Below are 24,110 nucleotides of genomic sequence, written 5' to 3'. Positions count from 1 at the left end.
TTGATACGAATTCGACATTCGTTTTCTCCTATGGTTCGACACGGTGGTGTCACCGTAGGAGGAACTTTACTGCCGGAACGCTCAAAGCTTTGCTAGTCGCACTGGTCAAACCAGTGGTTTACCTTATTGATGCTCAATTATCAGGCCAAAGTTCTCGATCGGAGAATTCGGCTATGTGACTGTGTGTATGGACACCGAGGGTAATATGTTTGGTCTAAGCTCAATGGCTTGACAGTAATATAGTGATCAGTGCTAATCGCCCCCGATGCAGGGATAGTCGCACAAAAGCCACCGATGGGTGAGTTTAACGTAGCGCTTGACCGGATGCGCTAAATCGCGCCGGTTAGCTCTACGTTGTCAGGCCGAGACCGATGCAGACTGTTGTTGTCGCACTGACCACTGACATCCGCTGTGTAACACCAGCTCCCAAAGAGGATTTTTCAAGCTGCTGTTGTCCATAAACGTCAGCTACTCGAAGATTGGTCAGCACGGATGCTAATCCAAGACTAACCCCGCTGAGGAGCACTACGCCATAAGTGATTTGCTGGAGTGCGATCGCCGCAGGCCGGTCTTTGACCATCGCCGACCTGATCCAGCAGCGCCAAACGGCTCGACAACAGTACGACTTTGCCACAGCAGATCAGATTCGCGATCAGCTGGCGGCGGTGGGGATTACGGTGGTTCAGCCGGATGGGACCGTTCGCATCATGGCAAGTCGCTGATAAGTGGCAAACGTTATTTGTATTTGGTTGTCAGGCTTTGAGGTTTCCGCCACTGAGCTGCTGTCAATCAGCCTATAATCAACGAAATAAGACTGTTTGGAATAAAAGTGTGTCGAGATCGCACCTATCAAATCTTTACCAGACGGTTCAGTGGCCACGATTCCCATGAGCTAGGCAGATTACCAGCAACTGGCTGCCAGCAGAGGCGATCGCAGAGCAATCATTCAACTGGCAGGAAACTTGGGCAACTAACCGGCCACACCATTCTTTGCAATGGTTCAAGTCGGGGATATCGCTCCAGCCCAATTAGCCTTTTCCTGGACTAAAAGCCCAAATGTGCCGTTGGATTTTAGGGCAGGCTAACTTTTTTATGGAATTTGATGTGTGCTTTTACCGTTCCAAAATGGAATTCGAAGTTAAGCCCAAGTTGCCGTGAACGCTCTAACACGTAACTTCGACCAAAGTTGCGACAAGATAAGATAGGGTTGGCTGTTGCAAGATTATTGCTATGACTTCGCATTCCAAGGAACAAGTAGCCATCATCCGCACATCGAGGGGGCTGACGATAATGGGTACACGCATCACCCTTTACGATGTGATGGACTACGTTACGGCTCAATATCCTCCCAAGTTTATTCAGGGCTTATTTGACCTGAACAAAGAGCAAATCGATGTGGCGCTGTCGTACATCGAGACGCATCGTGCAGAAGTGGACGCTGAGTATCAGCAAGTTCTTCAAGAGACTGAAGAACTTCGGCAGTACTACGAAAAGCAGAACCGTGAGCGGGCTGCTCGGATTTCTACCTTACCTCCCCCACCTGGGCTAGAAGCTGCGTGGGAAAAACTTCAGGCATCTAAGGCACGTCACCAATTGCAATCGTGATTTTTTTGGTTGATCACAATTTGCAGGGACATGCACGAATTCTGCTTGGGAGCATTGCTGAACAAGGTTGGCTTGATGTTGTTCCTATTCGCTTCGTGATGTTTGAGGGGGTAGGATTAGGGATCGATAGCAACGATAGAGTTGTTTGGCGAGTAGCGCAGAAAAATCAGATGATCCTGCTCACTGCAAATCGCAGCATGAAAGATGAAGATTCGCTGGAGCAAGTAATGCGCGAAGAAAATGCTCCAGATTCTTTGCCAGTGGTGACTATTGGCAGCGCTGATCGGGTGTTGAACGATTCAAGCTATCGAGATCGTTGTGTTGATCGAATTGTTGAAATTGCGATTTACATTGCCAACTACATGGGTGCAAGACGGATTTTCATTCCGTGATGAAGCAGCGTAACGTGATTGTTTGATTGCACTGTTGAGCAACGCTTCATAACGTTAGCGGCAGCGGTTGATGCGGGATTTAAAGGCTTCAAGCAGCCTACTGACACAGAATCTATTGCTTGAAACTCACTCTGGTTTCTGAATCACTTGCTCTAACTGACGCTGTTTTGCTTTGGGGTCAATGCTCAACAGTCGCACATAGTCGCTGGGATGATCCGTTAAAAACTGCTCCATCTGAGTTAGTACCTGGGCTTCATGGGTGCTGGTAAGCGTAGGACCACTTTGCCAGGAACCTACTTTGAATCGTCGTGCATCGGCAAATTCCAAGCCAATGCGGTTGCCCTGACGGAGTTGTTGCCGGATCATGTCTACGATGTCTGCTTGTAATAGGTGACTCGTCTTGCCATTTTGAGGCATTGACCGAGAGCCATTGCTGGAACCGTTACTGGAGCCATTACTAGATCCCGGATTCTGATAAGAGGCCACGCAGGCGACATCGTTAGCGCAGCGATATCCAGCTCGCAGGGCTTGATTGATTTCGACCACATGGTAAGAGAAGGTGCGATCGCTCTCGTTAGCATCCGATAGCCGATCAGCGGCCTGCTGAGTGGTAATCACCGCTCCTGACGGTACATATTTACCGGGAGGAATCTCCACATCCTGAATCAGGGCATGCATCATTACAATGCAGCCATGGCCCACCTGGGCGTTAAACACTGTCGAGCGAAAACCAATAAAACACTCATTCCCAACGTAAGCTGGGCCGTGGATCAAAGCCATATGGGTAATGCAGGTATCATGGCCAATCCACACCGAGTAGGCTTGCTGGTTATCTCCGAAGACTCGTCCCTGCTCTAGCCCGTGAATGACCACCCCATCCTGAATGTTGGTATTTGCCCCGATGTAGAAGGGGGTTCCTTCATCCGCTCGAATGGAGGTATTGGGGGCAATAATCACATTTTCGCCCAGATGCACATCCCCAATCAGACTGCACCGGGGATGCACATAGGCCGAAGCTGCAATGGTTGGCTTGTCCTGGTCATGATCCCAGGGGGTAGGTGGGGCGGGTTGATGACGGAGCGGCATGGTACCTTCCTTGATTCAAAGTTGAGTCGGATTGGGCGCATCCCCATACATAGCGATGGGGTCAAAGGTCTTGGTGGTTTCTGTAAAGGTAAGCGCAATGGGATGATTGGCCTTCTCTTCGACCTTGTCAGCGGTAATCTGGCGGTAAAAACAAGAGCGATAGCCCACATGACAACTGGCTCCTGACTCAGCAACCTTAACCTTCATCCACAGGCAATCCTGATCATCATCAATCAGCAATTGCTGCACGGTTTGCACCAGCCCACTGGTCGCGCCTTTGTGCCAGAGCTGTTGGCGACTGCGGCTGTAGTAGTGAGCTTCACCTGTTTCCAAGGTTTTCAGGAATGCGGCTTCATTCATGTAGGCATGCATCAGCACCTCGCCCGTGGCAGCGTCTGTAGTGATCACGGGGATAAGCCCATGGGAGTCAAACTTAGGAGCCAAGAGCATTCCTTCTTCGACAGCTTCAACTGAAGTTCGGGCAGCAAAGGGTGATGGCATCAGCACACAAAACCGAGAATGATAATCATTATTACATGATAAGCGACGGATTTTGACTGTGTGATGGTGACTGTGGTGGTGATCGAGGTTTATCCCAAAGTTAAGCTTTGACACTGAACTAGCGGGAAAAATTCTCAGCCTGGTAATGAGATGAATACCCTCTAATTTCCTTCTGTTCCGGTAATCGGTAAGTCAATTGTTTACTAGTAGTTTTTCTCAGGCTCACCAAGGATTCTGCCATTTTGACCGCAGCCGCGACAGCATCAATCACAGGCACACCCAAACGGTTTTCCAATTGTTCTTCCAAGCCACTCATGCCAGCGCACCCCAAACAAATCGCCTCAGCACCATCCACTTGCATCGCTAACTGACTGGCTTCAGTTAAGACATCCAAGGTGGTTGACCGATCCTGTTCCGTATCAAGTACCGATAGTTTTGTAGTTCTGACCGAAGCACAGCGTTCGGTTAGCCCTGTTTTAACAATCGTTTTTTCGACCATGTCCCGGACTCGGTGGAGCGTCGTCACAACACTCCACTTAGCCGCTACCATATTGGCGACATATAGGCTGGCCTCGGCAATGCCGATAACAGGTTTAGTCGTAATCTCGCGAGCAGCCTCAATTCCAGGATCGCCCCAACAGGCCAGAATAAAGGCATCAGAGTCGTGGTCAAGAATAATCTGTTCTAAAATGCCGGGAATTGCCAAATATTCATCGTAAAAACTCTCGATGGATTCAGGGCCACTTTGGGGCTGCACCGTCACAATCTCGGTCCCCGGAAATTTAATGCTTTGGGCCGAGGCGTTGATATTGGCCGTCATGGCTTGGCAGGTATTGCCATTGATGATTTTGATGTGACAGGTCGGTAGAGACATAGCAGAGTGAGCCAACTATTGGAGTACTCATGAATGGTGGCTCCGAGACGGTCAAAAAGTAAAGCCGGAGACCAGTCAGCGTATTTCTCACTGGGCTAGCCAGCCGCCTACCCAAGCTAATAGCGTTGAAAACGCGATCGCGGCGATCGCCTCGTTGCATAATAGGCGCGACCGCGATCGCACTCCAGAAGATTGCGATCAGCTACGCTTGCTATTCAGGAACGCTAGGTTTTCTAGTGGCAACCCCACCGATGACGAAGGGCAATAAGGGTTATGCCCCCGCTGCGCAACACGCTAGTTATGTAATCGAGAATGTTGGAAAGATAATATGACGACACTGTTGGAACAAGCGTTTAAAGAAGCTCAAAAGCTGCCCAATGACCTTCAAGATGAAATTGCTCAGCAATTGCTGAACGATATTGAGAATGAGTTGAAGTGGCAAACAACATTTTCTGACTCAGATGTCGAGATGGGCGGTTTTGCGTCGATGGTGCAAGCTGCCTTGGCAGAAGACGATGCAGGCGAAACGGAAGAAAAAGGCTTTGGCGAAGTGTCATGAAGTCTTCGAGAACTCAAGACTTTCGAAAACTGTTTGCTAAACTGCCTAACCGGGTGAAAGAAACTGCCCACAAGAACTATCAGCTTTAGCAAGAAAACCCCTATCATCCCAGTCTGGAGTTCAAGAAAGTGAATAGCAAATTAAACACCTGGTCAGTCAGAGTCGGTGTTGGTTGGCGAGCGCTGGGTGTGATGAAACCGCAGGAGAATAAGATTGTTGGGTTCTGGATTGGCTCTCATGCTGAATACGATCGCATTCTCAATCAGAAATAATGTCAACAGAGGCGATCGCGCTCACTCATCAAAAAGCGATCGCTCAACGGTGAGGAGCGATCGACTAAGCTTCCTATTCGGAAATGTTGGGTTTTCTAGTGGCAACTCTACCCTCACCTAGCGCTCAACTTCATGATTCATATGCTTCACTCCAATGGGCGATCGCCACAACAAACACTTGAACTAATTCATCGTCTACAGCATAGATCACTCTGTAGTCTCCGATACGATAGCGATAGTAACCGGCATAATCTCCCTTGAGGGTTTTGATATTGGGGTGTGATCGAGGCGTTTGCTCTAGCTATTGAAAACACCGAGAAATTTTCTTTGCTAAGGCTTTGTTGGCATTGACGTAAACCTTCTGGGCATCAGGATGCAGGAGAACGTCATACATCGGAGCGAAGAGTTCTCCAATTGCTGGACTGAGCTTTAGGAGTTGCCTGATTTTGCCTAACTCGCTCTAGTAACCCAGGAATTGCCAAAAGCTCCTGGGTGGCAGTTTCGCTTTCAGCATTTGCCAAGTAAGCGGCAAAGTCAGCAAGCACCTGTAATCGCTCTGGCGAAAGTTGCTTAAGTAAGTCATTGAGCTGCTGCTGTTGTTCTGTTGCAGATATCAAGGCCGTTGATTCTGTATCTCTTATCGGCGAATTATCCGTACTATCCATTACCTGCTTTTCAACTTTAAAGTTTAGTATCTATTGTAAAGTAGCTCACTGTGGGGCAATGTGTCCGCGTTTGCGAAGCATAACCGTTGGCTAATCGCCCTTCGTTCTCATCAAAAAGCGATCGCTCAACGGTGAGGAGCGATCGCCTACGCTTGCCATTCAGACAATGGTAGGTTTGCTAGCGGCAATCCCACCGATAGCAAGGGGCGATATCTCTTATCTTGATAAAAGCACTCTGCTGTTGAGCGAGATCACCTGCTTCTTCCTGACGGCAGCGTCATCTTCAAACCCAAGCCAGAAAAGCAGAGCATCCTCGACAAGTGATAGCTGTTCCGAATCTAAATCGCCTAGCTTTCTCAGCAGTTTTGCATGGGCGACAGTAACAAGATTTTGAACATCGAAGACACCAGGCTTGAGAAATCGGACTCTGACAGCAACCTCAAAACGCGAGCCGCGACGGCTAGATGTGTGGGGAACGAGTGTTACCAGCGATCGCCTGTGCTTTGTCATGGGACAAAAAGACGACCTACACCCATCCAGGTTTCGATATTCAAAACGATTTCGAGAATTTGGTCAGCACAACGGTTTCGGTAAACTCGATCAGCCAAAAATCGGTCGGCATCTCCAATCGTAATGACAGGAAAGGAATCCCCTTTATTTTCTTCTCGAAGAACTTGTTCTAATGAGTCTTCCCCCTTCATACTTCGATTAGCAGTGAGCAAAATCATCTGATTTGACTGAGCGATGCGCCAAACGGTTCGATCATTACTATCGATTAATAAATTCACTTCCTTGAAAGTGAAAAAGCGAATTGGCAGCATTTCTAGCCATCCTTGACTAGCGATATTGCCTAATAAAATTTCTGCGTGTCCTCCCAGATTGTGATCAATCAAAAAATTCATGCTTCCAGCTCATGCCGGGTCTTCTGCTCTTGAAGCTTTACCCAAAGAGCTGCTTGATCTGGCCTGGGAGATATCCTCGCCGCGCGGCTAAGGTGTTCACGACTGCGCTCCTCCCAATACTGTCGAGTTTCCTCAGCCTGCTGCAGAACCCATTGATATTCTGCTTCGACTTCAGGACGATTTGTTGCGATGTAGGCTAGAGCAGCGTTAATTTGAGTCTCTGTTAGGTCAAACAAGGAACGGATAAAGTTCGGGGGATATTGGCTGATCACGTAGTCCATCACGTCATACAGCGTGATTCGAGTGCCTGAAATGGTTAATCCCCGCTCTGTGCGGATGATATCTGCTGAGCCATTAGTTTCGGAAGTCATGGAATAGCCTCCTGTGACCTGTGTTTATCATATCCCAAGTCAAAATGAGGCAAGCAGCTAGCACAGCCAGCGTAGGGTGGATAGCCTACCAAAACCTAGCTCAGCCATAGCGAGGGGCGATCGCATTTGCTCCCGCAGCGATCGCCGACGCTTTCCATTCAGACAATGTTAGGTTTGCTGGCGGCAACCCCGCCGATAGCAAGGGACGATCACTCTTATCTTGATAGGAGAACTCTGCTGTTGAGCGAGATCACCTGTTTACGATAGTCAACGATGTTGAGCAGGGATAGGCTCAGTAAACATCGAGGTTTCTATGAAGAAGTGCTTACTGGCTCGACTGCCCAGGGTAGACACAACCTGTACGCTCCTGATCGCGGCGGTAGCGCAAGCACAAGCCGTAAATCAAGAGTTATTGGCGTGTTAGGGTCTTGGTGAAACCAGCAAATTCGCAAACCATCGACTCTGCGTCATCGGCGACGGTGCAAGAGGAATCAAACCCATTGCTTAGCTGAAACTCAAAGCTAGGATGGTCGTAGGTGCCTGTATAGGTTTTGTCGGGTACACCCGGCTCCTTATACGTTCCGCTAAACGTGGCACTGGGGTCGCTCTGGGTTCCCGTAGGAATGTTGAATATAATTTCGCCACCACTTTCTTCGTCAGTTATGACGTAGGTGCCACCGATAGTACGCACATCCTCAGCAGGCGCAGGGTTTTCTGCGACCTCTTCCGGTGTCTCTACTTCGGGCATGGAATGGCTGACTCCTGACCAATGATGCGCGTCTAGCCTTGGTTCGAGATTTGACAGTTTTGGTTTTGAACGATCTGAAACATGATATTGAGGCTGAGTAACCGTCAGCACCCGTTACAACCAGTTGCCGCCCCAGGCCAGCAGCATCGAAAACCCGATCGCGGCGATCGCCTGCCGAGCCATCAACCCCACTGCAAACCGCACCGACTGTTCGCGGGCGATGGTCAGGGCTGTGACCAGACAAGGCAGCAACACCCCGGCCAAATACACGCCCGTCAGAACTTGCAGCGGTGTGAGCAGGGCCAGGGTATCTGGTTCGGCAAAGAGCAGCAGTCCGTCTTTACGAATTGAGGCCAAAATCACAGGTAGAGCGGCTTCTGGGGGCAGGCCAAACAGCCCCATCAGCGGATTAACCCATCCGGCCAGGAGGGTGATCAGACCGAGCCAGTCCAGCATCGAAGCGATCACCGTAATCACAATAAAGATGGGAATCGCGTTGGTGAAAAACTGGTGGAGGGTGCCCTGGGTTTCGCGCCAGATAGCGGACCAACGGGGCATTTCTAAGAATGTGCGCTGTTCAATCATCAGCGTATTGTGGACCGAGCGGGCCGCTTTAGGCGCAACCAGGCGCGTGTAAACCAGAGTAGTCAGGGTCAAGTAGCCTAGGTAGGGCACGACCAAACCGGGCAAATTGGCCGCGCTGAAGACCCCGAGAGTGGCCCCAAACTGGTAAGAGCAGGCAGAGCCAAAGGCGATCGCGCTCACGCAGGTCTGCCGGGAACAGCTGGAACAGGCCCGCGTGCTGATCACAGCAGGCACATTGCAGCCAAACCCCATAATGACCCGCACCAAATCTCGCCCGGATAAGCCAAACGGTCTGAGGATTGGATGCAAGGCTACGGTAATGCGTTCCACCAACCCGCTGGCCTTGTATGCGCCTAAAAACAAGGCATATAGAATTACCGTCGGCACTGCCCAGACAAACAGCAGCGGCCCCATCGTCACTAAGCCATAGCGGCCAATCAAAATCTCTCGTAGCAACGATGGGGTCTGGGATAAAACCGTAATTAGAGGATCTAACCCGGCTTGGATGAAGGGATCCAACATGCCCGCGACGCCATTGGCGATCCAAACGGCAATGACCGCAGGCAACAGCAACAATAAGATGGCCAGCATCCAGCCCCAGCGTGGATGTTCCAGCCAAGTGGGCGGGGGTTCAATATGCCAGCCTGCCGGAATTGGCTGCCATCGCTGGGGAAAGGAGGCCGGAGTCTGCAACGCCTCTAGAATTTGCTGGCGTTGCTCTGAATTTAACTGGCGAGCGTCCACGGGAATAAACCTCACGTGGGTAGCTTGCTCCCAACGGTTCACAACCTGCTGGGTAAACTCAGAAGCCATGACCTTATCCCAAAAGGTAACGACGATCACCCCTTGCTTTCCAACCACTAGCGGTAGCAAATCCGCCAGGTCATTATCCATGTGGGTGGCTTTAACGACTAACAGAATCCTGTCATGAGCCTGGAGTTGCGCTAGAGCAGTTCGGGTGGTGGTGGTGTCGGAGCGAAAGAGAATGCCGGGGGTGTCAATAAAGGCGTTGTCTCTGGTTTGATAGGTTTCGCAGGCGATCGTCGAGCCCTGAACATTAGTGCTAGTAGGCGATCGATCCGTGAGTGCTGCTGCCAGTTCAGATTTGCCGGTACTTTCTTTGCCGACAATTACGGTAGTGCGTTGGGTGGGTGGGGCGGTGGGCATGAGGGGAATAAGGAAAAGGTGCAAGTTCTTAGTTTTGAACTTTGAATCGAGCAGAAGAATTCAAAACTTAAAATTCAAAATTCAAAATTCAAAACTTGTCAGCAAATACAGTCGTTGCTACAGCAGGAGAGGTCGTCGAGGAAGAGTCCAGCTTCGCGGTAGGCATTGAGGGGGGTGGGGTCAAGGTCAAGGCGCTGGGCGATCGCGTTTGCGATGATAGCAAAGCGCTGGCGAAATTTATAGATGAAGCAAAAAATCAGGTCGCCATGGCGGACAGAGGGACCGCTCACAAAGAGGCCAGGGGTGAGGGTAGATTCATCGTTTTCGGTGAGCGCAGCGTAGCCTTCCGACCAGTCGAACAGGGGTGCAATCTGTCTCAAGCTGGTGTCGAAACCCGTGCAGAGAATGGGAGGATGCGCCGTGACCCACTTTTGGTATTCGCTGTAGACCGCGTAGCCGCCGGGGATGAGTTTGATCGCTTCAACGGGTGCGTCACTTACCATATCTAGGCGACCAGTGCGATAGACAAATTCCAGACGCTGTAGAGTGTAAGGCGATAGGGATACGCTAGGATCGGTGTCGGGATCGGCCCAGGCTCCCGTGCGATCGAGCACGCCGACTTTCTTTCCTAGCGCGACTAGATTAGCTGCCGCGTCCATACCGCTTTCGTAACCGCCGATGATGAGGAATTCGTCCCCTTCTAGATCCGTCCACGACTGAATGCGACTGTTATGGATGCAGTGCTCTGCCCCCGGAAAGGGGTTGAGGTGGGGATATTGATACTCTCCGGCAGCCCAAATAACAAATTGAGTGCGGAGGTCTCCGGTAGAAGTCTGTAGATTGAAGCCACCTTGGGGCAGCGGCTCTACAGCTTTTACATCGATTTCTGTCTGGATCGGCAGCTCAAAGTGATCGGCTACGGTCTGCAAGTACAGGGCGTACTGCTTGCCGCTGATGTGTTCGCGGCGAAAGGCGATCGCAGGCGAGGTCTTCAAGGTCACGGCATTCAGGTCAAGCAGCCCAAAACCATGACTGGGGAATGATGGGGTGATGAAGTTCATCTCCTCAGGCCAGCGGCTAAAGGAAGCGCCCACCTGGTGTCGTTCTAAAATCGTGAAGCGCTCTAGCCCTAGTTCTTTGAGCACAACACCACAGCCGATGCCGGCTGCTCCGGCACCCACAATCACAACGTCATAGGACTGATTCGCTTGGGATTGGCTCACGCTAATTTATCCGGACAATGAAACTATTAAAATGATAATCATTATCGCAAGTTTAGTCTAGGAGCTGTTGGGTCACAGTTACATGGGTAGACCAATGGCGTCGGCTCTCTCTAGCCGAGGCACTCAGCGCGAGTTCATGCCCTGGGGATTATGCGTCGCTGATGGTAGAACGGCGAGAAGCAAAACAAACAGATATCTGTAGTCATGACTGTTATCTTAGCTGCGCTCTCGCGAGTTCCTGAAAGCTGTTAGGGAATACTATTAATATTTTATGGATAGATATTCCCTAACAACCAGATCCTTGACTTCAATCATCCTAGCTGCCTGTCAAAGACTTCCAACCAACGCCTCACTTCATTGGCCCAACAAAGATCAGCAGGATTCGACTTTACCCGACTGTAAGTCTCCAACAGTAGCACCAACATCGGCCTGTCACAGCACTGGTTCCTCAACACTTGTGACAAGCGCGATCGCTCCTGACGAAACGCCCACTGTAAGCCCTCCTTAACTAGAATCGGATCCCCTGATTGCAGGTACTCAATCATCTTTTCAGCCTGACTCTGGACCTGCTTCTGCGCTTTGACCTGGGAATACGCCTCTCTTTGTGATCGCGCCGCCTGTTTCTGCTGCGATCGCATCACCTTTAGGTCCAAAAACGCTTGTCGCCAGGATGAACGAGCCTCCTGATTACGACCCTCGCTCTCTGTGGAGGTGCCTTCAGAATCGCTCAAACCCGCTTTGTGCAAGGGATTACTATCATTGTGGGTAAATAAGCTTGTAGCGTAAGAGGCGGTTGCTGGCGAAGCCGGTGCAGACGCCTCTCGCTCAATTGGAGGATGGGGGGTCTGGGGGGTTTTCCACAACTCGGGATGCCAAAGGACTTTGTACTTATATAAGGTGCCGCCCCCAATGCCATAGGCGACTAACCGATTAAAACGAGCCGTGGTACCTTCGGGAAGCTGGTTCATTCGGATCAGATCAGCCATTGCTGCCTGAATCTTCTCCTGAGCACTAAGCGATCGCTGCTCATTCCAAGTTGTCTCCAGCGCTCCTGATTCTTGTGATTTGCTCTTAGCCTTGTATTTCCCGTGCTGAGCACCATAGGGAAAATAGTGGCTGTTTTCGATGCATCTAGCCCATTCGGAAACTCGCTGATGGATCTCGTGCTGGTGGCCGCACCATTCTAGATATCCGGGTAAAGCCGTTGCCACCGAGACAATCTCACTAGCTAAGGCATCGCCACTTAGAGGCAGACCGCCCTGCATGACGTGGTGGAAGATGTAAGTCCGCATCGTAATGCGGCCTAGCAGATAATTGGTCTGCCCTTTACCAGTCCAGCCCGCTTCAATTTCAGCATTCAGGTCATTGAGGAACTTGTCCGCTCGCTGCGATACATGATGTCGCTGCCGCCGAGATTGTCGCAGCACCTGCTCAATTACTTCACCGTCAATGGCGTTGCGGCGTTGACATTGATGCCATTGATCAGCAAACGCCTCATGACGACCTCGCACCGGTTCTAGCTGGTCATTCAACAGATAGGAACCCGCTTGCAGAGGCAACCGGTGGGCATTGAAAAGGTTAGGCGTTCCATCCGCTGCGTAGAGCTTAGGATTAGGAAAAACTTCTAGCTGTCCCGGCTGACATTGAAAGCCCTGGCTTTCTAAGAGTGTCGTCACCGCGATCGCTAGCTGCCAGGAATGCTGCGGTTGCTCAAAAGGAAAGTAGAGATGCAGCCCTTGAGAATAGCTAGAGGTACAGGCAATGTAACTCACGAGACCCAATAGCTCTAATGCTTCAACAATGCGTGAAAGTGCCCAGGGATCGTGACTGGGGTGATAGGCACTGTCCGCATCGATGTCGAGCAGGCAATATTGGGTTTGAGCACCAAAACGGACACCATAGAGATATGCCCCTTGCTCAATAAGGCGATCGCTTAAAGGATGGCGACTCTCGGTTTGCCATTGGGGGCGATCGCTGACATCAGGATGAGGCGCATAGATATAGTCATAGCGATGGGGAAAGAGCTTCAGAAACGTGTCTTCCTCACCGGTAGTATGCTTAAAGTCTTGACCTAAGGCTTTCACAATGATGAGCATCCCAACAAAGCAAGGAAGGGGATACTCATTACACAGCCACAATCACGCTAACCAGACGTCACTCAGGCAATTGGCCCATTCCGCCAGGAAAGCTCTACTAATATATTTTTAGACACCAAAATCATTCAGATGCTTGCAAAAGAAGATCTGGGTTTCTAATATAGGCTGAGAAAGGAAGGCAGCATCAGAATGGCTCGGCAAAGCATTTATTCTGATGGTCCTATGATGTATCCCACAGCGTGGATATCCTTTTTCCAAGCCTCAACTGCTCCAACAGTTGGGGCTTTTGACTAACTGATGTTTAAATCTCTAAAAAATCCTTGTACTCTAAAATGACCCCATTCTTATAACAAACGCTTTGATTACAGAAGAACGCCTGAACCATCTCTATTTGTAATCATGCACTTCACTTCAGACCCAGAAAATCTGGTCTAAACCTCAATATCTCGTCAGGATTTTGAGTAGATAAGGGGGGAGGCTCTAGAGGTAATGGGGGGTAGGGTCTATGGTTTTTAGGATATGGGGTCTAGTGATTATCTGTAATCACGGATAATTGCGTCTGGGTTGTAATCACTAAAGGGGGTAGGCTCTAGTGATTTATGTAATCAAGGTAGGGGTTTAGTGTTTGTGTAATCGCTTGTGATCGCTCAATCCCTTTCAAATAGGACACTGAACTAGGTGCAGGGTTCTAGAGACTCTGTAATCAGGATGGGGGGTCTCGTAATCATGTAATCACTTGTGATCGCCAGAAGTGCAGCTATTCAAGGCTTTCAATGTAGGTGTGGGGTTCTAGAAATTGTGTAATCAGGATGGGGGTTTCGTAATCATCTGCGATCGCTAAAGCCTGTCGCTTACAGATAATCAAAGACTCTTCTCAAAACCATCTCGTTATCAGGGGTAATTGAGCGGCTACCATTCTCAATCATGGATATCAATCCCTGACTCATCCCTGTCAAGGTCGCTAGTTTTCGTTGACTCCAGCCCTTCTCCTGACGAAATGCCTTGACATCCTCTCCCGTTAATTCAGCCTGTTCAGGTTCGTCTATAGTCTGTAGAAGATTAATGTCTGATGCTTGACCTGAATTACCTGCTAGCTTCTGAGCAACCCAGTTCTCAGGTGGACTAATCCAGATGTAAGCGTCAAGCAATTTTTCAAAAAAGCCTCTAGGACGCCGAGTATCACCCCGGCCTAAACCAATAGGCTGAATATCTTCCGGGTAACTTGTGGGGTCAAATTTGAGTTGCCATCCTCGATCATGGAGGGAGAATACGTCTTCATCCCACGTGTTGGCGAGTTTTTTCCGCAACTGAAGATCTGATTTAGCCTCTTCAACCTTTTTGGGACCATAGGCAACTTCCATCAAGGTTTGTACACTCAAAGCTTGATGGTTGTGGGTTTGAGATTTAAAGAGGAGCCAAACCATTAGACGCGCAGCGCCTTCGCGATGCTGCCAAATACTCATAATGCTCTCTAGCAGAGATTTTGGGAGAGCACTTTGTTGAATAGCATTACGCTCCGTCTCGTTCTCCTCATTGAGAAAGTATTTGGCCCACAGACCAGCTTTGACGATGAAGGAGATCCCGGCAATTTCTTTATTCCCGAAAAGATCTTGCTGATAGTGATAACGAGTACCTAGAATGTGCCACAGCCGACCTTCTTCAACCGTGAACCCCTTGCGACGGCCCTGTTGGGGCCAAGAAATATAAGTTGTGATTTTACTGGGCTGTTTGGCAATTTCTTCAATGAGGGCGAGCTTCTCTTTCCTGGATTTATCTGTCCGTTTTTGTAATCCAAGGTAGGCTTCGATCTGGCGGTCGTCAATGACAATTTCTTCTTCCCAGGGCCGATCAACTTGTGTTGCGTGAGCTGCATAAATAAGATGCATACAAGCGGCACGAATATCAAAATTATCAATAACTGCCAATGCAGCCGCACCCGCTAAAGTTGCCGGATGCTCTTCCTCCGTATTGTCAGCGACCCAGAAATAGATGGCTCCTTGCCCATCATCCACATCACGGGTATAGCAAAGCTTTCCATCCGGATCCATAACCCACGGGAGGTGCTTTCGCTGCGTTAGAACGTTGCTAGCCTCCCACAAGGGTAAAGAAGACGTTAATGGGACCGTTTCACCCTCAATAAAGAGAGTTGGGTTGGTTCTAGGTCTTTCTTTGGAACTACCCTTGATAGGAGTCGTTGATCCCTTCGGATTGGGTTTTCGTGAGGGTTTGGCAGCCATTGGGAAACATCTTGAGAGATAGCAGAAATTTTAATCGATTCAAAAGCTAAGCAGGACACTGCGCGATAAATTTTTGTATTCAGAGCGATCTTTCTAGTTGTTAGGGAATAAAATTCAAATCATTTATTCCCTAACAACTAGGATGAACCTACCTCAGCAACATCAATTTGGAAGTTACTTGTCATGACCATGGTACGAGCAGCTAACTTTCGTCTCAAACCTTCAAAACGCTTCAGTCATATAGTGCTTAGCCATCGCGATCTCATCTTGGGCAAAGCGATCGCGCACCTCTTCTGGCCCGATGACAACGCAGTCAGCTCCGTAGCGCCGCACCTCACGGAAAAACCAAAATGTATTATGAATGCGTCGTTGTACTCGCCGAATTCCCGTTTCAGGATTTTTCTCGTCAAGCCGGTCAGTTTTAGATTTTGATTGGTAGGCAATAGCTAATCGGTTCAGTAAATGGAATTCCACCATCAACATAAGCAAGTTCGGGCCGCCACAATCCCTCCGCAGGCGTAATAACCACCTCATCTGGAATATGGTCGAAGCGTAAGCACCAATTGTGTTTCAAAACCTCAATGTCTGAATTACCTAAGGTTTCATCACACCAACAATCCAGATACTCACGGTTTTCGTGATGCTCAGCTTTGGCGTGACGCACGGTGAAGTGGAAGATTCGCGATGCGGCATCTTGGTAGCTTAATCGAAAGGGACGGAATTGCTTCAGGTATTGATCAATGGTGTGTCGCCATGGTTTGCCAGGTCGCTCCACAAAAGCCTGAATCATAGCCCTCAACGGTAGGTTGATTTCGCTGCGCTCTAGCAAGATGTTAGCGATGCACAAAGCCTCTTCTGTATGACCAGCGTCTTTCAGCAAGGTCATTCCACGATGAAGGATATCAACGCGATCGCGGTCCCAATCGTGATTTTTGGCTAGCCGCAGTTTGCCTTGAGCGATCGCTTCAAAACCTATGATCTTCCTGGTATCTTCAGCAACCTTGAAATCGAGATGTGGAGCAAATCAGCTTTTCTAGACACGCTTAAGGAAACCGCAGAACACACCGGACAACCAATTGCCAAGGGCCGCTTTAAGCACTCTTTAGGCTTTATGAAGCTGCGAGGTTATCGGGAAGAGCGATTGAACTGGAAGTTTACTTATCCTGGCAATCTTCAACACATCGCTGATGCTTACAGGGTGCAGACGTCACTCGGTTTACAAATTTGGCAACCAGATAATCCCTGGGCTAGTGTGATTAACCAGCGATTGAAAAAGCAAGCCCTGGTCTGCTACGTGCTGCGCAAGTCAGTGCGAGAGGTGCGGCTGCGGTTACAGCTACCCATGCACTTCCAGATTTACCCCATTAGCGATGCGAATAGCGTCCATGACACCAACGCGCCCTACTCAGTGGCGTTTGGTCAGCCAGCACTGCTGATGACACCCTGGCCCACCGGTTTAGGCGCGAAGGAGGGGAGATATGGGTAGTTTAATTGTGGGTAGGGGCAGGGGTTCCCTGCCCCTACCCACAATTACCCAAGAAATGCCTGTAAACGTTCAACCGATTGTCGGTTGATTGCGGAAAATCTGCATTGGGCGAGGAGACTCTGCCCCTACATATTGGGTTTGATGATCCTGCATTGGGCGAGGAGACCTCGCCCCTACGGTTATGAAATATGACCCTGCGATTCACCATCGGCGATCGATCCGTTTACCAGACTATGACTACGGCCAAGCGGGTGCTTATTTCGTCACTATCTGCGTCCAAGGGAGAAAATGTCTGCTCGGCGAAATTGTGGATGCCTCAATTTCTGTAAGCCATTATGGAGCCATTGTCGAACAGGTTTGGCACCAAATTCCACAGCACTTTCTGCCTGTGACCATAGATGCGGCAGTGATTATGCCCAATCATTTCCACGGCATCATCGTGATTGCTGATGAGAGTTTATCTGTTCAGCAACCTCACGATTTAGCACCCCAGCAAAATTCTAAGAAGCCGACATTAGGACAAATTGTCGCTTACTTCAAATATCAATCAACCAAGCTAATTAACTCGGCACGCGGTATGACTGGAGTTAAGTTTTGGCAGTGCAATTACTACGAACACATTATTCGCAGTGAAGCCTCCCTAGCACGATTACGCACATACATTGAGCAGAATCCTCAAAAGTGGCAGCACGACCAGCTTCATTCTCAGAATCCATCCAAATGGTGAAATTTCGACTAATTAGCCGCACATAGCAAGTAAAGCTGAACAAGACAATTCAAATTCTGCGAAAAAAATTCACGGTGAGGCAGTACCACCAGATGATCGAGTCCGGCATTTTGACTGAGCGCGACCAACCACCGGGTAGGGGCAGGGTTTCCCTGCCTAGTCCAATACTCCCATTGCCCACCGATGCCACCTAATGTCCGACGAAGAATGCTGATCGATTACAGAAATGCTGCATTGGGCGAGGAAACCTCGCCCCTATGGGCACGAATTACAAAACAATTTTTGACCTACAGGAGATCCATGATGGAGCGTCCTAACTCATCTAGCAATTCAGAACAACTGCCATTGCTAGACACTCAAAACGAAGATTCCGAATTTGAAGCACTCGATGACTCCTGGCTTGAAGGTGACTTTGGATTAGATAAGGAAAGCGACAGAACCCATCAACCAGCGAAATGTGGGCTAAAACGCCTGACGTGTAAGCATTTTACCATTTTTTCGGTTTTCCATTCTTAACCCCTGAAAACCAGACTGACACTACAGCGGAGCTTCCGACATAAACACTTGTGACACTTACCTTGCAGTCCGATTTGCTGGTGGCGATCGCGCGCAGAAAATCCCGTCACTGTCCACGAGAGCAACCAAATTGATGCAGAAGGCATCGCGACCAAGATTATTCAAATTCAGTCCTTATTCATGAAAGCCTCATCCTACAAGGCTTTGAAAATCATTCAGTTGCTTGAGAGAACTTGCGAAATGTCGGCTAAAGGATGTGCGTTAGCGCTTTCATTTTCGTCAACTTCTCGGAGTCCAGCCCATCCAAATCTGCCGTAGTTAGCCAACTTTCTTTCACGAGTTTGGCGAGTACAAACAGCATTTCCTCTTCTCTATCGTCGTATTTACCGTCAATATCAAAGCGGCGGGCGCTCAAAAAATCGTTTAGATGCCAGAGTTCATCGATATGAGAGATTTCACTGGCTTTTTCTCTTACGGATTGAACAATACTGGCCGTTTCCCGCTCGTAAGCAGCTCTTAATGCAGCTTTGGCAACTGCTAGCTCCTGACTTGACCACTGAGTATTACTAACCTGCATTACTAACTATTGAAATATCTAATCCCTTTCCTTAATATGACTCGATATCAGCATTTTTGCAAAACTTTACACTGCACTCATGATGCGGATTGCCACCTCTCCTTAGACGCAACAACCTCCGAGGCTTCTTCGGAGGTTGGCTAAAAACGCTCTAGAACGCTTAATGTAAGCTTTTAGCGGCCCAAGTTGAGTAACTCTTTGGGCGAGGCCAGCAGGTCGATCGCGACAAAGAAAATCTTGCCTTCAGAGTTCAACAGGAAGCGCCAGGCAATATTCATGCCCACTCCCCCGCCAAACCAAGGGGTTTGCACCTTGCCAGTAACTTTGATTTGGATAAAGCCGTCTTCAGCGGGTTCAGAAACGCCATGCTCTGGTAAAAGCTTGAGGTTCTGACATTCTTCTCTAAAAAAGCGCAGAATACTCTCTTGGCCAACGATAGGTCTTTGGAAAGGAGGTTGTAGTGCTCCATCAGGCGCGAATAACTCGATGAGCGCATCAAAGTCATTGGCATTCAAATTGTCCATATAGGACAGGATTGTCGGATGAGTCACACCAGCAATTGCGACTTGCTGACGCTGGTTCATGTCCTTAGGTGGCACCACGGGTTCAGTCACTCGCTGAGAAGTTCCCAGCTTGCTAGCATCAAAGCCCATATCAACGACAGCGTTACGCAAAACTGTAATCTGCTGGCCTGATTCCAATGACTTGATTGAATCTAGGACGGCGGCAGCATTCGCCGAAAGCTTGTATCCGGCTGGAATCGGCGCAACCTTTCCGGCTTCCATCCATTCTCCAAGGCGATACCAGAACCCTAGCTTAATATTGGGAGACCAAGTCGCGTAGGTGCGACCAATAGAAATATCTGCGCGATTAGCCAAATCACACATTACTTGCGATTGCTCTTGAAAGGACATTTTCTGAATTGCTTCCAAGGTGGGCTCAGCAAACTGCATACTGGCTGCCCCTGGGGCAGCAATGGTCAGGCTCTTCCCCATCTCTAGGTACGCAAACCAGATGAGAGCCAACTGATCTTCGGCACTCAACTGATTGAACCGAGCGATTGTGGCGGGAACCGCATCGGCTGTCAGTGTATTCGGGAAAATATTGCGAGCTGAATCAATGGTAAATGGCATGTTATGCCTCCTGGTAAAAGCTGAGCAGATAATCTGTCTAGGTTAAGCAGGCAAATTCAACAGAACTGATTCCGCAGAACTGAATCACACCCACTAGCACTAACAGAGCCAAGGTCAAATCTTTTGACGCTTGCTGCTTTGAAGCAGTAACAACAACTCTTTAATCTTGCGCTATTTGCCGCCAAACATGAATGCGGGGAGGGGGTATTGCCATGATGTTGCGCACGGCTTTATGGGTGAATTGGGAATGTTCTAGACCTACGGATTGGAGCAAAATTGAACAGCCCTCCACCGGGTCGCTGTTCTGATGAGCCGAAACTAAAGAAATGCCAGCAACCTCAATGAAGTTCGAAATTGCTGGCGTTGGTTCAAGTTAGTCTATCTATGTGCAGGCAGCAATTCTCATTTTGACAATTCAACTGCTATTGGGCGGGATCTCTAACTCAAGTCCCTGGAGCATGAAGGTAAGCAGATGCTCCCAACTGTCGAAATACATGTACCGGGTCAAGGCCCGCAAATCCTCAAAGAAGGACTTACGAGTGGGCAGGTGAGCTCGCAACAGCCCGTACTTCTGGTCGAGCAGGTCCAGCACGGTATGGAAGAGGAAGGACAAGATGTTTAAGGTAGTGAGCAATGAGGCTAGATGCTGTTTGCCGTGACCGAAATTGTGCTCCAGGTTGTATCCCTTAGTCTTGAGGGTATTATTATTCTCGTTTTCAACCTTCCACCGGCTCCGTCCGGCTTCTTAGTGCCCGCCATCTTGCGCTGATAGGCCAGAAAGGATGGGGTTTGGGTGAAAAACACGCTAAAGGCGCTTAAAGCTGCATCCTCCATCCCGTAACGGGTATTTTTACCTGTGCGATTGTCCGGTAGGGACGACAACCGTTGGCGAAACGACCCGACTAGCTTGTCAAACAAACCCCGTTCTTTCAAAAACTCTGGCGCTCTTCGGCTTTTCAGATGTCATGACAATACCGGTATTCCCTAGACTTGAACAGCTTTTTGCCAAAATGAGAATTGCTGACGAATTTAGTTTTGAAATGTCCTACATACCCTAGAGGTATCGTTACAGAAATTTGATTTTTAGCGGTGTCCTAAGCTTGAGTGAATGAGTCTGAGGGAAGGCGGTTATCGACGTTTCGTCAAGCTACTGAGCTAGCTCTCCAAATTTATTCCGTCTTCCCTATTACGATTTTCTCTCAAGAAGTTCATACTTATTTAACATGCTTGGTGGACAATGGTGAATATTAAATAAGGAGAAAACAGCTCACTAACTTACAAATAAGTACCGTATGGCTGCGTCCGTTGATGGCCAGCTCAGAGCCGTGTGATCTGATTTTGATTCCCCATAGGGCAGCATTGTGAAAACTATCTTGGTCATTGAGGACGACGAAAATTTGAGCGAAACGCTGCAGCTCTACGTCCAAAGAGAACGATGGCGGTGTCTTGTGAGTCACAGTGCCGAGGCGGGCTTTTCTCAAATCGAGAGTTCTCACCCCGATCTTGTGGTGCTGGATGTGATGTTGCCGGATGCGAACGGGTTTGAGATTTGCCAGCAGCTACGGCAAAAGGAATGCTTCGTTCCCATTTTGATGCTGACAGCGCGGGGGGAAGAGCGCGATCGCATTCGCGGTCTGTCTGCGGGGGCAGACGATTACCTGATGAAGCCCTTTAGCGCCAAAGAGCTGATTGCTCGGCTGAGTGCGCTGCTGAGACGCTCGTATACTGCAGGGTATCGAGACATCGGCCATCGCAGCGGCCTGACGATTGAGGGCGATCGCCGCATGGCTTTTCTCAACGGTGAGCTGCTTGACCTGCGCGGTAAAGAGTTTGACCTGCTGAGTCAGCTGGCGGCGGTACCGGGACGCGCCTACTCCAGAGAAGAGCTGCTAGAGCGCATCTGGGGAATAGACTACGAGGGTGATACCCGCATTGTGGATGTGTATGTGCGTAAGCTGCGGGCCAAGGTTGAGGTGGATGCCTCCCGGCCCGACTACATCCAGACGGTGTGGGGGGTTGGCTATCGGTTTAACGCGCTAGAGACATGAGACGACGGGTGAAATGGCACAGCGTCTCCACGCGGCTGAGCTTAATTTTGTTGGGGCTAACTGCCGGGAGCCTGGCCGGCTTGGGTCTGGTTCTAGATAGATCCCTTAGACGTTTTTTCGTTGAAGACGCCCGAATGCAGCTGACGCGGAGTGCGGACGTGTTTCGTGAGGCGGCCTCCCTCTCGTGGAACGATGCCGAGATGCTACAGCATCTCAGTAGCCTGACCGCGCAGGAAGGCATGGTGCAAACGTTGATTTTTGATGCCGAAGGCCAGGAGCGGATTCGAGGGGAAGATTTTCACGGGGCCGGTATAGTCGATCTGCCCGCTGACCTGATTCAAAATACGCTGGCGGATGGGCCGCAGGCTGGGCAGTTTCAAGTTCCTAGTGATTCGACCTTCCCCTGGTGGCTGTATGCAACCGCGCCGGTTTTCCTAGAAGAGACCACGCAGCCCGTGGGTGCAATCTATGTGGCAATGCCGCTACGCCAGCCGAGTGAATTTGCGAGGCAGGTCAACAACAGAGTTATTACGATTGCCGTGATTGCTACGGGCACTAGCGCGATCTCGGCTCTTTTTCTCTCTCGCAGTATTACTCACCCGCTGTTTCTGCTGCGTGGTCAGGCCATGAAGCTACGGGCCGGAGACTACACTGCCCGATCCGAAATTCGCGGCAAAGATGAACTGGCCGAACTGGGCACTCTGCTCAATGACATGGCCGCTCGGCTGGCGCAGACGCTGCAGTCCCTTCAGGAGCAGGAAGCCGCGAGGCGAGAACTGGTGGCAAATGTCTCCCACGACCTGCGCACGCCGCTAGCCAGCCTGCGGCTGGAGATAGAGGCCGTCCTGGATGGCCTGGTGACGGGGGAGCAGGCCCGAGAATATCTGCAGCGTGCTAACCGCGAAACGGATTTTTTGACTCAGCTGGTGGAGCAGCTGTTGTTCTTGGCAGAAGCGGAGGCAGGCACCTTGCAGATGGAGTCTCGGGCGGCCTCGGCTGTTGCGATCGCACAGGAGTGCCTGTCACGCATGGAACCCACGGCGACCCGCGCTGGGACCGCGCTGCACTTGACCACAGCTGAAAACCTCCCCAAAGTATGGGTTGACCCGGCGCTGATTGGGGCGGTGGTGCTGAACCTGCTAGATAATGCGGTGAAGTATGCGCTATCCGAAGAGGGAATTGTTGTTGAGGTCAAGTCGCCGGTCACTCACAAGGGCGCACGCTACGTTCCGCTCGTCGTGAGTGACCACGGGCCGGGTATGGAGCCTGCGGTACTGGAGCAGGTGACAAAGCGATTTTATCGAGCAAACAAGGCGCGACCGAAAGGAGGGTTGGGCTTAGGGATGGCGATCGCCCAGCAGGTCTGCACCATGCAAAACGCCATTCTACAAATTCAAAGCGGGCCGGGGGAGGGGACCCGTATCACCTTGCTTCTGCCGGTTGATCTCTCCCAAAAGGGAGAGATAACTTCTCGGTGATTTATGACCTGGGGCAGATAAAGCGGGCTTCCTCTGATTTGCGTGCCATAAGTTCATATCTTTTTAACAATTGCGTCTAACCATGTTGGGGTGTAAGCGCTCTGTTCTAATCCATTTTCCCAGTTACCTTATCTTAGAGAACCCCATGAAACTTTCAATTTTGTTCCAGCGCTTTAGCAGGCTAGCGGGCTTCGCCGCTGTTTTACTGATTGTGCCGGTAGCGGTTGCTTGTACCGGCGAGGCCCCCGAGGCAGCGTCTGACACGACCGCTGAAACAGCCCCTGAACCCACCGAAAGCGAAGAAACAGCGGCGGCCGCCTCAGACACGATTGTTGATGTTGCCGTCGCCAACGGCTCCTTCGATACGCTGGTTGCTGCCGTACAGGCGGCTGACCTGGCCGGAACGCTTAGTGCAGAAGGTCCATACACGGTCTTTGCTCCCACTGACGACGCCTTTGCTGCCCTGCCCGAGGGCGTGCTAGACGCACTGCTGCTGCCCGAGAACAAGGATACGCTGACTCAGATCTTGGCCTACCATGTTGTTCCGGCTGAGGTACCCGCCAGCGCGGTGGAGACGGGTGCCGTTGCATCGGTTGCAGGCGAAGATCTAAACCTGGTTGCAGACGGCAGTGGCGTTATGGTCAACGATGCCACCGTCATTACTGCTGATGTGATGGCGAGTAACGGCATCATTCATGTAATTGACTCGGTACTGCTTCCCCCCTCGCTTGATTTGTCAGCGCTCTAAGGCTGTAGAGTTTGTCACTCTGCTTATGCCTCCGAGTACGGTTGCCCCCTGTGACACAGAGCGCTTCGTGACTCGCAATTGCCGCACCTGATAAACGGCCCCAGCCAGCGAAAT

Annotated in this window: 26 protein-coding genes and 3 pseudogenes; 10 read left to right on the top strand and 19 right to left on the bottom strand. The window is 50.2% G+C overall.

Going from position 1 to position 24,110, the window contains the following annotated elements; translation table 11 throughout:
- Nucleotides 1-349 precede the first annotated feature (349 nt).
- Entirely contained in the window at nt 350-580 is a 231-nt protein-coding gene (locus PN498_RS14270) for a hypothetical protein (RefSeq protein WP_272063485.1), read from the bottom strand.
- Here PN498_RS14270 and PN498_RS14265 point away from each other — a divergent pair.
- From PN498_RS14265 to PN498_RS14255, 3 genes are all read left to right on the top strand, one after another.
- Nucleotides 573-722, top strand: coding sequence for a CysS/YqeB C-terminal domain-containing protein (locus PN498_RS14265; RefSeq protein WP_272063484.1), 150 nt, complete (start codon nt 573-575; stop codon nt 720-722). The genes PN498_RS14270 and PN498_RS14265 overlap by 8 nt on opposite strands.
- A 508-nt stretch (nt 723-1,230) precedes the next feature.
- Nucleotides 1,231-1,605 carry a DUF433 domain-containing protein gene (locus tag PN498_RS14260; RefSeq protein WP_272063483.1) on the top strand — a complete coding sequence of 125 codons (375 nt, stop codon included), beginning with the start codon at nt 1,231-1,233 and terminating at the stop codon, nt 1,603-1,605.
- On the top strand, nt 1,602-1,997 hold the full coding sequence (locus PN498_RS14255; protein ID WP_272063482.1) for an ACP S-malonyltransferase: 396 nt from the start codon (nt 1,602-1,604) through the stop codon (nt 1,995-1,997). The genes PN498_RS14260 and PN498_RS14255 overlap by 4 nt, the downstream gene beginning before the upstream one ends.
- Before the next feature lie 126 nt (nt 1,998-2,123).
- On the opposite strand, the gene PN498_RS14250 is transcribed toward PN498_RS14255, so the two are convergent.
- From PN498_RS14250 to PN498_RS14240, 3 genes are all read right to left on the bottom strand, one after another.
- The gene (locus PN498_RS14250; protein ID WP_272063481.1) at nt 2,124-3,083 is read right to left on the bottom strand and encodes a ribulose bisphosphate carboxylase small subunit; all 960 of its coding nucleotides are present in this window, start codon (nt 3,081-3,083) and stop codon (nt 2,124-2,126) included.
- A 15-nt stretch (nt 3,084-3,098) separates the two neighbouring features.
- On the bottom strand, nt 3,099-3,584 hold the full coding sequence (gene hisI, locus PN498_RS14245) for a phosphoribosyl-AMP cyclohydrolase (protein ID WP_272063480.1): 486 nt from the start codon (nt 3,582-3,584) through the stop codon (nt 3,099-3,101).
- Between the two features lie 118 nt (nt 3,585-3,702).
- On the bottom strand, nt 3,703-4,458 hold the full coding sequence (locus PN498_RS14240) for an aspartate/glutamate racemase family protein (protein WP_272063479.1): 756 nt from the start codon (nt 4,456-4,458) through the stop codon (nt 3,703-3,705).
- Between the two features lie 328 nt (nt 4,459-4,786).
- Here PN498_RS14240 and PN498_RS14235 point away from each other — a divergent pair, with 328 nt between their 5' ends.
- A complete protein-coding gene (locus PN498_RS14235) occupies nt 4,787-5,017 on the top strand; it encodes a hypothetical protein (RefSeq protein ID WP_272063478.1) in 231 nt (76 codons plus the stop codon).
- 110 nt (nt 5,018-5,127) lie between these two features.
- Nucleotides 5,128-5,289, top strand: a pseudogene (locus PN498_RS14230) (hypothetical protein); the annotation flags it as partial.
- A 130-nt stretch (nt 5,290-5,419) separates the two neighbouring features.
- Here PN498_RS14230 and PN498_RS28610 read toward each other — a convergent pair.
- The 12 genes and pseudogenes from PN498_RS28610 to PN498_RS14175 all read right to left on the bottom strand — a co-directional run.
- Nucleotides 5,420-5,566 (bottom strand): annotated as a pseudogene (locus PN498_RS28610) (type II toxin-antitoxin system RelE family toxin); the annotation flags it as partial.
- 109 nt (nt 5,567-5,675) lie between these two features.
- Complete coding sequence (locus PN498_RS14225) at nt 5,676-5,954, bottom strand: hypothetical protein (RefSeq protein WP_272063476.1); 279 nt, start codon at nt 5,952-5,954, stop codon at nt 5,676-5,678.
- Nucleotides 5,955-6,170: 216 nt separating this feature from the next.
- Nucleotides 6,171-6,464 carry a type II toxin-antitoxin system PemK/MazF family toxin gene (locus PN498_RS14220; RefSeq protein WP_272063475.1) on the bottom strand — a complete coding sequence of 98 codons (294 nt, stop codon included), beginning with the start codon at nt 6,462-6,464 and terminating at the stop codon, nt 6,171-6,173.
- Nucleotides 6,461-6,856 carry an ACP S-malonyltransferase gene (locus PN498_RS14215; protein ID WP_272063474.1) on the bottom strand — a complete coding sequence of 132 codons (396 nt, stop codon included), beginning with the start codon at nt 6,854-6,856 and terminating at the stop codon, nt 6,461-6,463. Before PN498_RS14215 ends, PN498_RS14220 begins: the two co-directional genes overlap by 4 nt.
- Nucleotides 6,853-7,227 carry a DUF433 domain-containing protein gene (locus PN498_RS14210; protein WP_272063473.1) on the bottom strand — a complete coding sequence of 125 codons (375 nt, stop codon included), beginning with the start codon at nt 7,225-7,227 and terminating at the stop codon, nt 6,853-6,855. Before PN498_RS14210 ends, PN498_RS14215 begins: the two co-directional genes overlap by 4 nt.
- A gap of 409 nt (nt 7,228-7,636) precedes the next feature.
- Nucleotides 7,637-7,975 (bottom strand): hypothetical protein, encoded by a 339-nt coding sequence (locus PN498_RS14205; RefSeq protein ID WP_272063472.1) that lies wholly within the window; start codon nt 7,973-7,975, stop codon nt 7,637-7,639.
- 114 nt (nt 7,976-8,089) lie between these two features.
- Nucleotides 8,090-9,727, bottom strand: a complete 1,638-nt coding sequence (locus PN498_RS14200) for a nucleoside recognition domain-containing protein (RefSeq protein ID WP_272063471.1) — start codon at nt 9,725-9,727, stop codon at nt 8,090-8,092.
- 98 nt (nt 9,728-9,825) lie between these two features.
- Nucleotides 9,826-10,950 (bottom strand): NAD(P)/FAD-dependent oxidoreductase, encoded by a 1,125-nt coding sequence (locus tag PN498_RS14195; protein WP_272063470.1) that lies wholly within the window; start codon nt 10,948-10,950, stop codon nt 9,826-9,828.
- A gap of 311 nt (nt 10,951-11,261) precedes the next feature.
- Nucleotides 11,262-13,046, bottom strand: a complete 1,785-nt coding sequence (locus PN498_RS14190) for a hypothetical protein (protein ID WP_272063469.1) — start codon at nt 13,044-13,046, stop codon at nt 11,262-11,264.
- Nucleotides 13,047-13,897: 851 nt separating this feature from the next.
- Nucleotides 13,898-15,283: a helix-turn-helix domain-containing protein gene (locus PN498_RS14185; protein WP_272063468.1), complete on the bottom strand. Its 1,386-nt coding sequence runs from the start codon at nt 15,281-15,283 to the stop codon at nt 13,898-13,900.
- Nucleotides 15,284-15,505: 222 nt separating this feature from the next.
- Nucleotides 15,506-15,760, bottom strand: coding sequence for a WYL domain-containing protein (locus PN498_RS14180; RefSeq protein ID WP_272063467.1), 255 nt, complete (start codon nt 15,758-15,760; stop codon nt 15,506-15,508).
- Nucleotides 15,705-16,169: a hypothetical protein gene (locus PN498_RS14175; protein ID WP_272063466.1), complete on the bottom strand. Its 465-nt coding sequence runs from the start codon at nt 16,167-16,169 to the stop codon at nt 15,705-15,707. The genes PN498_RS14180 and PN498_RS14175 overlap by 56 nt, the downstream gene beginning before the upstream one ends.
- Nucleotides 16,170-16,235: 66 nt before the next feature.
- Here PN498_RS14175 and PN498_RS14170 point away from each other — a divergent pair, with 66 nt between their 5' ends.
- Both PN498_RS14170 and PN498_RS14165 read left to right on the top strand, forming a co-directional pair.
- Nucleotides 16,236-16,769: a hypothetical protein gene (locus PN498_RS14170; RefSeq protein ID WP_272063465.1), complete on the top strand. Its 534-nt coding sequence runs from the start codon at nt 16,236-16,238 to the stop codon at nt 16,767-16,769.
- Nucleotides 16,770-16,950: 181 nt separating this feature from the next.
- Complete coding sequence (locus PN498_RS14165; RefSeq protein ID WP_272063464.1) at nt 16,951-17,496, top strand: transposase; 546 nt, start codon at nt 16,951-16,953, stop codon at nt 17,494-17,496.
- A 763-nt stretch (nt 17,497-18,259) separates the two neighbouring features.
- Here the strand turns inward: PN498_RS14165 and PN498_RS14160 are convergent.
- The 3 genes and pseudogenes from PN498_RS14160 to PN498_RS14150 all read right to left on the bottom strand — a co-directional run.
- Complete coding sequence (locus PN498_RS14160; protein ID WP_272063463.1) at nt 18,260-18,589, bottom strand: hypothetical protein; 330 nt, start codon at nt 18,587-18,589, stop codon at nt 18,260-18,262.
- Nucleotides 18,590-18,762: 173 nt separating this feature from the next.
- The gene (locus tag PN498_RS14155; RefSeq protein ID WP_272063462.1) at nt 18,763-19,722 is read right to left on the bottom strand and encodes an orange carotenoid-binding protein; all 960 of its coding nucleotides are present in this window, start codon (nt 19,720-19,722) and stop codon (nt 18,763-18,765) included.
- A 415-nt stretch (nt 19,723-20,137) separates the two neighbouring features.
- A pseudogene (locus PN498_RS14150) lies at nt 20,138-20,464 on the bottom strand (ISNCY family transposase); the annotation flags it as partial.
- Between the two features lie 619 nt (nt 20,465-21,083).
- On the opposite strand from PN498_RS14150, the gene PN498_RS14145 reads away from it, so the two are divergent.
- The 3 genes from PN498_RS14145 (at nt 21,084) to PN498_RS14135 (ending at nt 23,996) form a co-directional block, all read left to right on the top strand.
- Complete coding sequence (locus PN498_RS14145; RefSeq protein WP_272063461.1) at nt 21,084-21,770, top strand: response regulator transcription factor; 687 nt, start codon at nt 21,084-21,086, stop codon at nt 21,768-21,770.
- A gap of 134 nt (nt 21,771-21,904) precedes the next feature.
- On the top strand, nt 21,905-23,248 hold the full coding sequence (locus PN498_RS14140) for a sensor histidine kinase (protein ID WP_272063460.1): 1,344 nt from the start codon (nt 21,905-21,907) through the stop codon (nt 23,246-23,248).
- 145 nt (nt 23,249-23,393) lie between these two features.
- A complete protein-coding gene (locus PN498_RS14135; protein WP_272063459.1) occupies nt 23,394-23,996 on the top strand; it encodes a fasciclin domain-containing protein in 603 nt (200 codons plus the stop codon).
- Nucleotides 23,997-24,110 lie beyond the last annotated feature (114 nt).

Origin of the sequence: Oscillatoria sp. CS-180, from assembly GCF_028330965.1 — a bacterium.
GTDB lineage: Bacteria > Cyanobacteriota > Cyanobacteriia > Phormidesmidales > Phormidesmidaceae > Halomicronema.
This window is presented reverse-complemented; position numbering and strand designations above follow the sequence as displayed.

What these genes read in the sequence shown, in the direction of transcription:
- PN498_RS14270 (WP_272063485.1), bottom strand. Translation starts at nt 580, where the DNA reads ATGGTCAAAGACCGGCCTGCGGCGATCGCACTCCAGCAAATCACTTAT.
- PN498_RS14260 (WP_272063483.1), top strand. Translation starts at nt 1,231, where the DNA reads ATGACTTCGCATTCCAAGGAACAAGTAGCCATCATCCGCACATCGAGG.
- PN498_RS14250 (WP_272063481.1), bottom strand. Translation starts at nt 3,083, where the DNA reads ATGCCGCTCCGTCATCAACCCGCCCCACCTACCCCCTGGGATCATGAC.
- hisI (WP_272063480.1), bottom strand. Translation starts at nt 3,584, where the DNA reads ATGCCATCACCCTTTGCTGCCCGAACTTCAGTTGAAGCTGTCGAAGAA.
- PN498_RS14240 (WP_272063479.1), bottom strand. Translation starts at nt 4,458, where the DNA reads ATGTCTCTACCGACCTGTCACATCAAAATCATCAATGGCAATACCTGC.
- PN498_RS14235 (WP_272063478.1), top strand. Translation starts at nt 4,787, where the DNA reads ATGACGACACTGTTGGAACAAGCGTTTAAAGAAGCTCAAAAGCTGCCC.
- PN498_RS14225 (WP_272063476.1), bottom strand. Translation starts at nt 5,954, where the DNA reads ATGGATAGTACGGATAATTCGCCGATAAGAGATACAGAATCAACGGCC.
- PN498_RS14220 (WP_272063475.1), bottom strand. Translation starts at nt 6,464, where the DNA reads ATGACAAAGCACAGGCGATCGCTGGTAACACTCGTTCCCCACACATCT.
- PN498_RS14215 (WP_272063474.1), bottom strand. Translation starts at nt 6,856, where the DNA reads ATGAATTTTTTGATTGATCACAATCTGGGAGGACACGCAGAAATTTTA.
- PN498_RS14210 (WP_272063473.1), bottom strand. Translation starts at nt 7,227, where the DNA reads ATGACTTCCGAAACTAATGGCTCAGCAGATATCATCCGCACAGAGCGG.
- PN498_RS14205 (WP_272063472.1), bottom strand. Translation starts at nt 7,975, where the DNA reads ATGCCCGAAGTAGAGACACCGGAAGAGGTCGCAGAAAACCCTGCGCCT.
- PN498_RS14200 (WP_272063471.1), bottom strand. Translation starts at nt 9,727, where the DNA reads ATGCCCACCGCCCCACCCACCCAACGCACTACCGTAATTGTCGGCAAA.
- PN498_RS14190 (WP_272063469.1), bottom strand. Translation starts at nt 13,046, where the DNA reads ATGCTCATCATTGTGAAAGCCTTAGGTCAAGACTTTAAGCATACTACC.
- PN498_RS14185 (WP_272063468.1), bottom strand. Translation starts at nt 15,283, where the DNA reads ATGGCTGCCAAACCCTCACGAAAACCCAATCCGAAGGGATCAACGACT.
- PN498_RS14180 (WP_272063467.1), bottom strand. Translation starts at nt 15,760, where the DNA reads ATGGTGGAATTCCATTTACTGAACCGATTAGCTATTGCCTACCAATCA.
- PN498_RS14175 (WP_272063466.1), bottom strand. Translation starts at nt 16,169, where the DNA reads ATGACCTTGCTGAAAGACGCTGGTCATACAGAAGAGGCTTTGTGCATC.
- PN498_RS14165 (WP_272063464.1), top strand. Translation starts at nt 16,951, where the DNA reads ATGAAATATGACCCTGCGATTCACCATCGGCGATCGATCCGTTTACCA.
- PN498_RS14160 (WP_272063463.1), bottom strand. Translation starts at nt 18,589, where the DNA reads ATGCAGGTTAGTAATACTCAGTGGTCAAGTCAGGAGCTAGCAGTTGCC.
- PN498_RS14155 (WP_272063462.1), bottom strand. Translation starts at nt 19,722, where the DNA reads ATGCCATTTACCATTGATTCAGCTCGCAATATTTTCCCGAATACACTG.
- PN498_RS14140 (WP_272063460.1), top strand. Translation starts at nt 21,905, where the DNA reads ATGCAGCTGACGCGGAGTGCGGACGTGTTTCGTGAGGCGGCCTCCCTC.
- PN498_RS14135 (WP_272063459.1), top strand. Translation starts at nt 23,394, where the DNA reads ATGAAACTTTCAATTTTGTTCCAGCGCTTTAGCAGGCTAGCGGGCTTC.